Origin of the sequence: Bacillus haikouensis, assembly GCF_013179555.1 — a bacterium.
Taxonomy (GTDB): Bacteria; Bacillota; Bacilli; order Bacillales; family Bacillaceae_B; genus Rossellomorea; species Rossellomorea haikouensis_A.
The window spans coordinates 1-12,666 of record NZ_JABMCR010000121.1 but is presented as its reverse complement, the minus strand read 5'-3'; the positions used below and the strand labels follow the sequence as shown (position 1 = coordinate 12,666).

Annotated in this window: 16 protein-coding genes; 15 read left to right on the top strand and 1 reads right to left on the bottom strand. The window is 41.5% G+C overall.

The window, feature by feature from the left end; translation table 11 throughout:
- Both HP456_RS12685 and fni read left to right on the top strand, forming a co-directional pair.
- Positions 1 to 668, top strand: a 668-nt coding sequence (locus HP456_RS12685; RefSeq protein WP_172251629.1) for a S1 RNA-binding domain-containing protein, incomplete at its 5' end; no start/stop codon positions are given.
- 16 nt (positions 669 to 684) lie between these two features.
- A complete protein-coding gene (gene fni, locus HP456_RS12680; protein ID WP_172251627.1) occupies positions 685 to 1,743 on the top strand; it encodes a type 2 isopentenyl-diphosphate Delta-isomerase in 1,059 nt (352 codons plus the stop codon).
- Between the two features lie 111 nt (positions 1,744 to 1,854).
- On the opposite strand, the gene HP456_RS12675 is transcribed toward fni, so the two are convergent.
- A complete protein-coding gene (locus tag HP456_RS12675) occupies positions 1,855 to 1,986 on the bottom strand; it encodes a YpzI family protein (RefSeq protein ID WP_172251625.1) in 132 nt (43 codons plus the stop codon).
- A gap of 103 nt (positions 1,987 to 2,089) precedes the next feature.
- Between HP456_RS12675 and HP456_RS12670 the strand changes: the two genes are divergently transcribed.
- From HP456_RS12670 to HP456_RS12610, 13 genes are all read left to right on the top strand, one after another.
- On the top strand, positions 2,090 to 2,704 hold the full coding sequence (locus tag HP456_RS12670) for a YphA family membrane protein (protein ID WP_172251623.1): 615 nt from the start codon (positions 2,090 to 2,092) through the stop codon (positions 2,702 to 2,704).
- A complete protein-coding gene (locus tag HP456_RS12665; protein WP_172251621.1) occupies positions 2,701 to 3,597 on the top strand; it encodes a YIEGIA family protein in 897 nt (298 codons plus the stop codon). Before HP456_RS12670 ends, HP456_RS12665 begins: the two co-directional genes overlap by 4 nt.
- Complete coding sequence (locus HP456_RS12660; RefSeq protein ID WP_172251619.1) at positions 3,594 to 3,785, top strand: capping complex subunit for YIEGIA; 192 nt, start codon at positions 3,594 to 3,596, stop codon at positions 3,783 to 3,785. The genes HP456_RS12665 and HP456_RS12660 overlap by 4 nt, the downstream gene beginning before the upstream one ends.
- 180 nt (positions 3,786 to 3,965) lie before the next feature.
- Positions 3,966 to 5,276 (top strand): ribosome biogenesis GTPase Der, encoded by a 1,311-nt coding sequence (gene der, locus HP456_RS12655; RefSeq protein WP_172251617.1) that lies wholly within the window; start codon positions 3,966 to 3,968, stop codon positions 5,274 to 5,276.
- A 16-nt stretch (positions 5,277 to 5,292) separates the two neighbouring features.
- The gene (locus tag HP456_RS12650; RefSeq protein ID WP_172251616.1) at positions 5,293 to 6,336 is read left to right on the top strand and encodes an NAD(P)H-dependent glycerol-3-phosphate dehydrogenase; all 1,044 of its coding nucleotides are present in this window, start codon (positions 5,293 to 5,295) and stop codon (positions 6,334 to 6,336) included.
- 310 nt (positions 6,337 to 6,646) lie between these two features.
- On the top strand, positions 6,647 to 6,844 hold the full coding sequence (locus tag HP456_RS12645) for a DUF2768 domain-containing protein (RefSeq protein ID WP_172251615.1): 198 nt from the start codon (positions 6,647 to 6,649) through the stop codon (positions 6,842 to 6,844).
- A gap of 29 nt (positions 6,845 to 6,873) precedes the next feature.
- Positions 6,874 to 7,584, top strand: a complete 711-nt coding sequence (locus HP456_RS12640) for a YphF family lipoprotein (RefSeq protein WP_246289011.1) — start codon at positions 6,874 to 6,876, stop codon at positions 7,582 to 7,584.
- A 250-nt stretch (positions 7,585 to 7,834) separates the two neighbouring features.
- Positions 7,835 to 9,313 (top strand): stage IV sporulation protein A, encoded by a 1,479-nt coding sequence (spoIVA, locus tag HP456_RS12635; protein WP_172251613.1) that lies wholly within the window; start codon positions 7,835 to 7,837, stop codon positions 9,311 to 9,313.
- Between the two features lie 688 nt (positions 9,314 to 10,001).
- Positions 10,002 to 10,274 carry a non-specific DNA-binding protein Hbs gene (hbs, locus tag HP456_RS12630; RefSeq protein WP_172251611.1) on the top strand — a complete coding sequence of 91 codons (273 nt, stop codon included), beginning with the start codon at positions 10,002 to 10,004 and terminating at the stop codon, positions 10,272 to 10,274.
- A 239-nt stretch (positions 10,275 to 10,513) separates the two neighbouring features.
- The gene (gene folE, locus HP456_RS12625; protein ID WP_172251609.1) at positions 10,514 to 11,080 is read left to right on the top strand and encodes a GTP cyclohydrolase I FolE; all 567 of its coding nucleotides are present in this window, start codon (positions 10,514 to 10,516) and stop codon (positions 11,078 to 11,080) included.
- 17 nt (positions 11,081 to 11,097) lie between these two features.
- Positions 11,098 to 11,319, top strand: coding sequence for a trp RNA-binding attenuation protein MtrB (gene mtrB / locus HP456_RS12620; protein ID WP_334218665.1), 222 nt, complete (start codon positions 11,098 to 11,100; stop codon positions 11,317 to 11,319).
- 197 nt (positions 11,320 to 11,516) lie between these two features.
- The gene (locus tag HP456_RS12615) at positions 11,517 to 12,326 is read left to right on the top strand and encodes a heptaprenyl diphosphate synthase component 1 (protein ID WP_172251605.1); all 810 of its coding nucleotides are present in this window, start codon (positions 11,517 to 11,519) and stop codon (positions 12,324 to 12,326) included.
- A gap of 5 nt (positions 12,327 to 12,331) precedes the next feature.
- Positions 12,332 to 12,666: class I SAM-dependent methyltransferase (locus HP456_RS12610; RefSeq protein WP_172251603.1), on the top strand; the 335-nt coding region annotated here is incomplete at its 3' end.

The window sequence follows — 12,666 nt, the reverse complement described above, 5'->3', positions numbered from 1 at the left end:
ACCAGGAGAAAAACCGTCTGATCCTTTCTCATCGTGCGGTAGTGGAAGCGGAGAAACAACAGCAAAAGAAGAAGCTCCTTACTGACATTGAATCAGGTGCTGTACTTGAAGGCACGGTTCAGCGCATCACTGATTTCGGAGCTTTTGTGGACATAGGAGGAGTGGATGGTCTGGTCCATATTTCTCAGTTGTCTCATGAGCATGTTGAAAAACCTTCAGACGTTGTATCCGAAGGTCAGACAGTACAAGTGAAAGTATTGAGTGTCGATCGTGATAATGAACGGATTTCATTATCGATCAAAGAGATACTTCCTGGACCTTGGAGCGAAATTAGTGAAAAAGCACCTAAAGGAAGCGTGCTGGATGGGATCGTTAAACGATTGGTTTCTTATGGAGCCTTTGTCGAGGTGTTCCCTGGTGTTGAAGGTTTGGTACACATTTCACAAATCTCCCACAAACACATCGGCACTCCTCATGAAGTATTAAAAGAAGATCAATCGGTTAAAGTAAAAGTATTGGATGTAAATGAATCTGAACAGCGTCTTTCCTTAAGCATCAAAGCATTGGAAGAGAAAGAAGAAGAAGTGACAGATTATGAAATGCCGGAGGAAAACACCGGATTCCAATTAGGAGAAATGATTGGAGATAAATTAAAAGACCTTAAATAAAAAATGGTGATGGACTGTGACAAGAGCTAAACGAAAACGAGATCATATTGATTACGCCCTGGCAACGGGACAGCAGGAACTGGCGGGCTTTGAGGATGTGAAGTTCGTACATCAAAGCTTGTCAAATTCTGCCCTTATTGATATTGATCTTCAGTCCCGAATTGGCGAACTTTCTTTAAGTTCGCCAATTTTCGTGAATGCGATGACTGGGGGCGGGGGAGGTTACACTTCCAAAATAAATAGTGACTTATCAATACTGGCACGGGAAACCGGGATTGCACTGGCGGTCGGTTCTCAGATGTCGGCTCTGAAGGATTCAGGAGAACGGAAAACCTATGAAATCGTTAGAAGAAATAACCCTGAAGGCATCATATTTGCTAATCTTGGCAGCGAAGCAACTGTCCAGCAGGCGAATGATGCAGTGGAAATGATTGAAGCTGATGCACTTCAGATTCACCTGAATGTCATTCAGGAACTGACCATGCCAGAGGGTGACCGGGATTTCAGGGGTGCACTTGAAAGAATTGAAAAGATCTCAGACGCGTTATCTGTACCGGTATTCGTAAAAGAAACAGGCTTCGGTATCAGCAAGGAAACGGCATATTCATTATCGAAAACATCCATTTCGGCAATCGACGTAGGCGGCTTCGGCGGAACGAATTTCTCCAGGATAGAAAATCAGAGAAGACAAAGGATACTGGGTTTTTTCGATGACTGGGGCATTCCTACTGTTGTCTCAATAGCTGAAGCAGGTGTTTCCAGTGAAGTACCGATCATAGCTTCCGGAGGAATTCGAAACAGCCTGGAGATTGTAAAAGCGTTAAGTCTGGGTGCGTGCTCAGTGGGAATGGCTGGATCAGTTCTGAGAAGTATGATTGATAAGGGCTTGGATGAAACAATTAATGAAGTGAACGAGATTCATACCGATATCCGATATCTCATGTGTGCACTAGGGTGTGACAAAATTGAAGATTTACATGATGTACCCTTGATTCTTTCGGGAAGAGTGCATCATTGGATGAAGCTCAGGGGCTTGGAACCCGAAAACTTTAGTAACAGACAAAAGAAAAAATAATGCAAAAGACGAATTCCCAGGGGGATTCGTCTTTTGTTTTTTTAAATGATGGATGAAAAAAGACGATTCCAGATAGAATCGCCTATAGCCTTGAATAAACAGTCAGCCAGATTACTTCTGTCTCCTTCTCGATTGCTCAGGACTTTCCATTCCTGTGGCACCTTTGTTTTCCAGTTTCTGATCACGATCTGATTCAACCCGTCCCGATTGCTTTAGTTTCTTCTCTTGGCGATCTCTACCCATTTATAACACCTCCTTTACTTATTTTTTCAATAAGAAAATGAAACATGCATGAATGAATTACATAAAGATTTTCCATAATGTAGATAATAGGGGGAATGGGATTATGGAAGGAATCATTTTTTTATGGGTAGCATGGGGTATATGGGTTTATACAACGTTTATCATGCGGAAAAGTGCCAATGGGCGTTTTAAATATTCGTTCCTGTTACTATGCATGATTTGTCTGTTCCCGCACTGGTTCACTATATTTTCTTACGAAGTGAATGCGGCTTTCGGATTAATGGCTTTATTGACGTTCATATATATCCGTGCGCTCGGTTTAAGACAGAAACTGTACATGTTGATTGCACTTTTAACGATTGCGATGTCTTATGCGGGTATAGGGATGATTGCCATTTACGATCCCGTACTTATGATTATTGATCCTCAGTTGGTAGCGGCGCTGCTATCTGTAAGCCTCGGCTTTTTATTTTATAGTTCTCTGGAAAAAATCAGAATGCTCTTTATTACTGTAATGGGCGGTTGTATAACGGGCGATGTGTTACTTGCCATCACACTGAATAAGATCGGGTTTGTTGAATCCATAGGTAATCACGGTTTCTTGGATAACGTGGCGTATATGGTGTTGTTGACACTAGGCTGGAGACTCTTTCTTGTATTGAATGCCTTGATGAACAACAAAATATCACCTAAAAAAGGGGAAGTTAAAAGTATATGAATGAGTATGTGTATCCGGTAATTTTCGGAGTAGTAGTGGGTACGTTAACGAGAATCTATATGCTCAGGACAGATTATAGGCAGTACCCGACCTACTTGCATGGGAAAATCATACATATTGCATTAGGGTTTATAGCTGCAGGACTTGGGACGATTGCAGTGCCTGCTTTATTGGAAGAGAATTTTACGGCGATTACATTCTTGACAGTGGCTGCCTCGCAGTTCCGCGATGTGCGTAATATGGAAAGGAATACATTGACTGAGCTTGATGGATATGAGCTTGTTCCAAGGGGCGCAACCTATATCGAAGGAATAGCGGTAGCGTTTGAAAGCAGAAACTACCTGGTCATCTTTACGTCCTTGCTGTCCACTCTGAGTTATATTGTGTTTAACATATATGCGGCATTGGGGGTGGGCATCATTTGTATGATTGCCTCTCATAAACTGATGGCAGGTGGAAAGCTCAAAGACATTGTGAACATCAAGTTTGTCAAACCCCATTTCGATGGACCCGGCCTTTATGTCGATAATATTTATATTATGAATATCGGCTTGAAAGTCAGGCAGGAAGAAATCCTGAATTATGGAATGGGTTTCGTATTATCCCCTAAATCATTTGATGCGAGATCGACGATTGCAAACCTCGGTCAAAGACAGGCAATTCTTCATGATATGTCCACTTCACTCGGGATTTTCAAAGACTCTGGAACACCGGCTCTTACGCCTCTGGCTAAACGTGATTTGGATGACGGCAGAGTAGCGGTCTTTGTACTGCCTCAACGCAAAGACGTGGAGAAAGCCATCGCGATCCTTGGACAGGTGCCGACGCTTGAGAATGCCATTAGGATGCCGTCTGAATCAAAAGCCATCAAAAAAGGGGGGGAAGCAGATTGAATACCACCATTCAAAAATTCATCTTAGCAGCCGTAACGACTTCTCCTGATAAAGTACCAAGCGGCACAGCAGTGTTTCATTGCAAAACTGAAGAAGAACTGCAGAAAATCTGTGCAAATTTAGAAGCCATATTAGACGGAATCGCACATGAATTGGACCACGGGCTTTTTATCATTGTGAAACATTGATTGCCAGTTCTTACGTTTACTGATAAAATACTAAAGTTAAGGGGACTGACCCATAAGGGGAAATGCAGCTTATGGGCCAGTCTTTATTATTGAGTATGTATGCATATTGAAACAGTGGAAATAAAAAGGCTTAAAGGATAAGGCAAGTACCATAAGCTTATTCAAGAAAGGGTGAAAAAAGTGTCTAAACCAGTTGTTGCAATCGTAGGACGTCCCAATGTTGGTAAGTCCACGATTTTTAATAGGATTGTCGGGGAAAGAATTTCAATTGTAGAAGATGTTCCGGGCGTAACACGTGATCGTATATACAGCTCTGCTGAATGGCTGACTCATGAATTTAATATTATCGATACGGGTGGAATTGAATTAGGAAATGAGCCGTTTCTGGATCAAATCAGGCAGCAGGCGGAAATAGCGATCGATGAAGCCGATGTCATTATTTTCCTGACGAATGGCCGTGAAGGGGTTACAGCTGCAGACGAAATCGTAGCAAAGATTCTTTATCGTTCCAACAAACCAGTAGTGTTGGGGGTCAATAAAGTCGATAATCCGGAAATGAGGGAAATGGTTTATGATTTCTATTCTTTAGGATTCGGCGAACCTTTTCCTATTTCGGGATCCCACGGACTTGGGCTGGGTGATTTGCTGGATGAAGCGGCAAAGCATTTTAACAAGAAGGATGATGAAGAATACGGCGAAGAGGTCATTAAGTTTTCATTGATCGGTCGTCCGAATGTAGGAAAATCATCTCTCGTTAATGCATTATTGGGAGAGGACCGGGTCATTGTCAGTAATGTGGCAGGTACAACCAGGGATGCGATCGATTCCTCCTACACATTTGATGGACAAGAGTATGTCATCATCGATACTGCCGGGATGAGAAAGAAAGGTAAAGTGTATGAAACGACTGAAAAATACAGTGTGTTAAGGGCGCTCAGAGCCATTGAACGTTCTGATGTTGTATTGGTTGTAATAGACGGTGAAGAGGGAATAATAGAACAGGACAAGAAAATTGCCGGTTATGCACACGATGCTGGACGAGCAGTAGTCATAGTGGTAAATAAGTGGGATGCCGTTGAGAAAGATGAGAAAACAATGAAAAAATGGGAACAGAATATACGCGATCATTTTCAGTTCCTGGATTATGCACCGATCATCTTCCTTTCTGCAAAAACGAAGAAGAGAATTCACACACTCCTTCCAGTTATCAATAAAGCGAGCGAAAATCATGCCATGCGCGTTCAGTCAAGTGTATTGAATGAAGTTGTAATGGATGCAGTAGCAATGAATCCAACCCCTACCGACAATGGTAAGAGATTAAGAATTTACTATGCAACCCAGGTGGCGGTCAAACCACCAACCTTTGTTGTATTCGTTAATGACCCTGAATTAATGCATTTCTCTTACGAACGATTCCTGGAAAACAGGGTTCGGGATGCATTTGGATTTGAAGGAACCCCTATTCGCATTATTGCACGCGCAAGAAAATAATGAGGCAGGTGTAAATATGAAAAAATCTAAAAATGTTACGGTCATTGGTGCAGGAAGCTGGGGGACAGCTCTTGCCATGGTATTGGCAGATAACGGGCATGAAGTCAGATTGTGGGGCCATAAGGCGGATCAGATTCAGGAAATCAATGATCAACATACAAACCATAAATACTTGAAAAATGTAAAACTTCCTGAAACCATAGTGGGCTACTCCAACCTTGAAGAATCCCTTGACGGAATACAGACAGTCATCCTTGCAGTTCCTACGAAAGCGATCAGGCAAGTGCTTGGACAGGTCCAGGAAGTTCAAAGTAATCCCCTTACGCTTGTCCATGTGAGTAAAGGGATCGAACCTGATACTCTCTTAAGGATTTCAGAAATCATCGAGGATGAAATGCTTCCTGAAAACCTGCATTCGGTCGTTGTCCTTTCGGGTCCCAGCCATGCCGAAGAGGTAAGCTTGCGACATCCGACCACCGTTACGGTTTCATCCGAAGACATGAAGTCGGCAGAAGAAGTCCAAGATCTTTTTATGAACCAGAACTTTAGAGTTTACACCAATCCTGATTTACTTGGTGTTGAAATTGGTGGTGCATTAAAAAACATCATTGCCTTAGCGGCTGGAATCACGGACGGATTAGGATACGGAGATAACGCAAAAGCTGCTCTGATCACCAGGGGGTTAGCTGAGATAGCCAGGCTGGGTACCAAAATGGGAGCAAATCCACTTACCTTTTCAGGATTAGCCGGCATCGGGGACCTCATCGTCACATGCACCAGTGTCCATTCGAGAAACTGGAGGGCTGGTAATATGCTCGGGAAAGGGCATAAGCTCGACGATGTACTGGAAAACATGGGAATGGTTGTAGAAGGAGTCAGAACGACGAAGGCAGGACATCAGCTGGCGCAAAAATTCGAGGTGAAGATGCCGATTACAGATGCTTTATACGACGTATTATTTAATAACGTAGAAGCGAAAGAAGCGGTTGATCATCTAATGTCACGGGGAAAGACGAATGAAATGGAGGACCTCGTGAATATATTGGGAGAACGCTTATAGCCCGATATAAAAATTTTGCGATAATAGGCTTATAAATAGGCATTAGAGGATGCGAAAGGGCCCTCCCCTGCATACACTGTTTTGAATATATACAGCTTTGCCTTTGGATGGGTAGGTCTCTTTCAGTCTTTAGAGCAACTCATGAATCAGGGGTCATCTCTCATGGTGATGCCCGGGTTCATGAGTCGCTCTTCTTTTATGTATGGAAATATTGAGTGAAGGGGAAACATCATTCTGACATTTTATTGAACACGCATTCTTTTAGAAATAACTTGTGATATAATACATTCGATAACAGGAGGGATGTACCATGACTTCTATGATGAAAATGTGGATATCGTTTGCATCAATGGGCTTTATGTTTCTTGCAATTTTAATGATTTATTTCAGCCGCTACAAAATCAAACAAAAATTCATTCGTTTTATTACGGCGTTAATCGCATACATATTGATGATAGCAGGCGGACTCATGATGATCTATATCGTATTAAGCGGTCCCACTCAGTAAGCAGATACCAGTGAAAGGAAGTTTGCAGATTGAAACGTGTTGGCTTAACCGGAATGCTCTTACTTTTGATAATGACGGTATTGACTGGCTGTCTGTATCCTGAAGAGCAGCTCAGTCAGAATCAGATACCTTACGATACCCAAGTAAAGGCTGTTCAAGAAGCTGTTGAGCAGTATCAGGAAGATAATAACGGTCTGCTCCCGATCAAGACGAGAGACCAGGACACATCGATTTATCAAAAATATCCAATAGACTTTAAAAAGCTATCATCTCAGTATTTGCCGGAAATACCGGGGAATGCATTTGAGAACGGCGGAATTTTTCAATACGTCCTGATGGATGTCGAAGAAAATCCGACTGTGAAAATATTTGACCTCAGAATGGCGGAAACGATTAGGGAAATTAAAATCAGGATACAAGCGGGAGGTTACCCTCCGTTTAAAAAAGAAGTAGCTCCGAATGTATATAAACTGGACTATGAGGAGATAGGATATGACGGGGAAGTTTATGTGGACAGCCCTTTTTCCAATAAGAAACTTCCGCTTGTCATCAACGGCAGCGGTGAAATTTTCGTGGATTATTCCATGGATCTCTTTGAAAAGCTCCAATCAGCGGATGAGGTCCCTGAAACAGGAAAAGACATCCGCCACTTACTGACAGACGATTCTTTATTTGTTCCGGCGTACTCTCTCTCATATACAGTTGATGAAAAGAAAGAACCCGTCTTTATGACAAAATAGGCATAACCCTTTTCTTACAAAATATATTGTAGGAGAAGGGTTATTATTTTATGTCATCCTTTATGGGGAGTTTTCATCAAATTGAACCTGAACATAATTGCTACGACATAATAAATTCAATTAATAGTCATAAGGAGGTAAAAAAATCATATTAATAGTCATAAGTCATTAGGACAACATCATATTTATAGAATGTGAGTCAGAATACACGGATGAAACATCCCTGGAATATAAGATGGGAGGGAATCTCTTGGAAAGAGTCGATCTATTTAAAGACATTGCTGAAAGAACTGGCGGAGATATCTATTTAGGCGTGGTGGGAGCTGTAAGAACTGGAAAATCTACCTTCATCAAGAAGTTCATGGAACTTGTTGTCCTTCCTAATATCGTAAGTGAGTCTGAACGAGCCAGAGCACAGGATGAACTGCCGCAAAGTGCTGCTGGAAAGACGATCATGACAACAGAACCAAAATTCGTACCGAATCAAGCGATATCTGTACATGTGGACGAAGGTTTGGAAGTGAATGTAAGATTGGTAGACTGTGTCGGATACACAGTACCTGGTGCTAAAGGATACGAAGATGAAAATGGTCCCAGAATGATCAATACACCATGGTATGAAGAACCAATCCCATTTCATGAGGCTGCTGAAATCGGAACTCGAAAGGTGATTCAGGAACATTCCACGATAGGAGTTGTGGTCACGACCGATGGATCCATCGGTGAAATTGGAAGAAGTGACTATATCGAAGCAGAAGAAAGAGTCATCGAGGAGTTAAAGGAAGTTGGTAAACCATTTATCATGGTCATCAACTCGGCAAGACCTCATGCGACTGAAACGGAAGAATTGAGAGTGAAGCTGGAGGAGAAATACGATATCCCGGTACTTGCGATGAGTGTAGAAAGTATGAGAGATTCAGATGTGTTAAATGTAATGCGTGAAGCATTATTCGAATTCCCGGTGCTTGAAGTGAATGTGAATTTACCGAGCTGGGTAATGGTATTGAAAGAAGAACACTGGCTTAGACAAAATTATCAGGAAGCTGTTAAGGAAACAGTCAAGGATATCAAGAGGCTTCGTGATGTAGACCGGGTAGTCCATTACTTCAGCGAATATGAACATATAGAGAGAGCGGGACTTGCCGGTATTGACATGGGGCAGGGCATCGCTGAAATCGATCTTTATGCACCGGATGAGCTCTACGATGAAGTACTGAAGGAAATTGTCGGTGTTGAAATACGGGGGAAAGATCACTTGCTCGAACTGATGCAGGACTTTGCACATGCAAAAGCAGAGTATGACCAAATTTCAGATGCACTGAGAATGGTGAAACAGACAGGATACGGAATCGCAGCTCCTTCCTTGAACGATATGAGTCTGGATGAACCGGAAATCATACGCCAGGGAGCACGATTTGGGGTGAGTTTAAAAGCCGTAGCACCCTCAATCCATATGATTAAAGTAGATGTACAATCCAAATTCGAACCGATTATAGGTACGGAAAAACAAAGCGAGGAACTTGTCCGCTACTTGATGCAGGACTTTGAAGATGATCCGCTTTCGATCTGGAATTCAGATATCTTCGGAAGAAGCCTGAGCTCCATCGTAAGAGAAGGAATCTCTGCAAAACTGTCACTAATGCCTGAAAATGCAAGGTACAAATTAAAAGACACACTTGAAAGAATCATTAACGAAGGCTCCGGCGGATTAATCGCTATTATCTTATAAACATTTTGAGACTCTCTTAAGAGGGTCTTTTTTTATTGAATTTATTTTATTTGATGCAAAGCGGAAGGAATATACTTTGACTGAAATCCAGTACTTGAAGTTTTTTGAAATGGTAGTGATATTAGTTAGTGAAAACTACGTTTGCGTTATTAGGTGTTCAAGCTTTTGATTGGAGGCAAGACGAAGGTTCCTTTAGGAAAAGTAGCTTTTAAGAAAAGTGGCAGAGCTTTGCTCAGGGGCGGGGAGGCTCAGAGCTGCACGTGGATAGAGAAAACTTGCACTGAAATCAAAAGCGGCAATCGAAGGGTACTCTCAAATAGATAAACTTTTTCACCAGTCATGTTTAACCCAACAAAAGAATGGGAACTGTTTAAGAGCGATAGACAATGTGAAGCGCTTTCTCAAGGAAGGAAAACTTGAAGAAATAGCAATATAAAGGGAAAAAGAGGAGATTCTATTACATTTATGTATCAAATAAGAAAAGATTCCCATTATTTCTTGATTTATTCTTGCTAAGCACAATCTATTGTGATAATCTTTTAACAGAATTGTTGTTGAATATTGATTCAGCAACGTTTTCAAGCGATTTTTCTATGCTTAATGTATAGAATCCGCTAAAGTTGTTTACTAATGATATTAAAGTAAATGAATCATGACTGAGACATTTCCTTGGGAGGAGGTGAATGGCATGAACAAGACAGAATTAATCAATGCTGTTGCAGAAGCTGCTGAGCTATCTAAGAAGGACGCTACTAAAGCGGTTGACGCTGTTTTCGATACAATTCAAGATTCACTTGCAAAAGGTGATAAAGTACAATTAATCGGATTCGGTAACTTCGAAGTACGTGAGCGTGCAGCCCGTAAAGGTCGCAACCCACAAACAGGTGAAGAGATCGAAATCTCAGCAAGCAAAGTACCTGCTTTCAAACCAGGTAAAGCGCTTAAAGAAGCTGTAAAATAATTACATACTTTGAGCGTTAGGAAAAGGCCGCATGTTATGCGGTCTTTTTTTTTATACAGGAAGGAACGGTCGAGGCTCACCGCTGCCCGCAAAAGGGGGAAGTCCGCTCGGATTCGTTCAGCAATGCTAAAAGTGCATTTTATAAAAAATAGGAAGCCCTGGGCTTTATGAGATTATTGGCTTATGCTAATATTAACAATGTTAGTTTATTTCTTTAAGGATAGTAGGAGGACAACATAATGGCAGAAGTCAACCATAGCCAAATTGAAGAAGCGGTGCGATTGATACTTGAAGCAATAGGAGAAAACCCTGATAGAGAAGGATTGATGGATACACCTAAACGGGTAGCAAAGATGTATGCTGAAGTTTTCTCAGGGATAGATCATAATCCTAAAGAATATTTTGAAACCATTTTCAGTGAAGACCACGAAGAGCTGGTCCTTGTTAAAGATATCCCTTTTTATTCGATGTGTGAACACCACCTTGTTCCTTTCTTTGGCCGGGCGCATGTTGCCTATATACCACGGAATGGCAGGGTTACCGGCCTGAGTAAGCTGGCAAGAGCTGTAGAATCTGTAGCAAGAAGGCCGCAGCTGCAGGAAAGAATCACTTCAACGGTAGCTGATTCTATCATGGAGACTCTGGAACCTTATGGTGTCATGGTGGTTGTTGAAGCTGAACATATGTGCATGACGATGCGAGGGGTAAAGAAACCCGGCTCAAGCACAGTGACGACTGCAGTGCGGGGGACGTTCAAAGAAGATTCTCAAGCGCGCAGCGAAGTGCTTTCATTTATTAAAAAGTAAGTACAGGAGTGGGTCTAGTGAATTCAAACGATTATGTAGTCATTAAGGCAGCAGAAGACGGTGTTAATGTAATAGGGCTGACAAGAGGTACGGATACACGCTTTCACCATTCTGAAAAGCTTGATAAAGGAGAAGTGATGATTGCTCAGTTCACTGATCACACTTCTGCAATCAAAGTAAGAGGGAAAGCGACCATTCTGACCAATTACGGGGAAATAGAAAGTGAAAACAAAAAATAGTATGGTGCATACGGGACGAACCAAGAACCATCATTCTTAGTCGTCCCCTTTGTTATGTCAGTGTGGACGGATCTGGCAGCTGATTGATCCATGGATTTGCGGGAATGTCGATGGTTCCCTATTTATGAATGATTTATGGTATAATACTTATTGCTGAAATTTTTAGCGTGAAACATAGTAGAAATGGGGAAAAGGGTATGAAATTCATTGATTACAATCATCAAGCGAATATCATTCATCAATACATAGAAGAACAGCTTCACCATTCTTATTTAAAGGAGTATATCGATCACCCTTATATCGATCGAAATCGCATCAATTGCCTGCTCCTTCCATTTATGAATGAAAAGCGAATGGTCACAAAACAGGAAATTAAGTGGATTTCTACTGCTATGTTTTTACATGTTGCCCTTGAGACCCACGAGAAGGTAACGATTTCTGAACAGGATTCACTTAAAGAAAGGCAGTTAACTGTGCTCGCTGGAGTATACTTTAGCAGTCTTTATTATAAAACGCTTGCTGATACAGGGGATGTCGAACTGATCGAAGCATTATCCAGTGCTATTAAAAAAATAAACGAGTGCAAGATATCGATTTATAAAAAAGAATGCACGTCCATAAATGAATTGATGGAAAGTGTAAGTGTCATAGAAACTTCAATTGTCGAGCATTTCTATGAGTTTTTACAACAGAAAGAATGGATTCCCCTTCTGTCAGGCACACTCTTGTATAATAGACTTTTACAAGAGCGCCTTGCATTCGAGAACTCGCAGAAAACCGTTTTCATTGATGCTTTAGCCGCTCTTTTGAAACACCCTGATGAGCCTGTGGAAAATCATCTTATACTGTCCGCCATAGAAGGCACAATGGATGAGATTCAGAAAGACATAGAAATTCAGTTAGATAAGAAAGAACCGGCAGCACCTGCTGTCAGGGAATTTTTCATGCATTTTCTTCCTTTCACTGAGTCTCTGCTTACGACGAAATCATATGCGGAAGAAGGGTAAAAGTTATGCAACAGTCGAAAGAACAAAAAGTTCATGGCGTTTTCGAGAAAATATACTCGAATTATGACAAAATGAATTCAGTAATCAGTTTCCAGCAGCATAAAAAATGGCGAAATGAAACAATGAGGCATATGGACGTGAAAGAAGGGTCCATAGCATTGGATGTATGCTGCGGAACGGCAGATTGGACACTTGCAATCGGTGAGCAGGTTGGAAAAGAAGGCAAAGTATTCGGCCTCGACTTCAGTCAAAATATGCTGTCGATTGGAAAAGAAAAAGTAAAAAAATCGCACTTATCCAATATTGAGCTTATTCACGGGAATGCAATGGAATTGCCTTT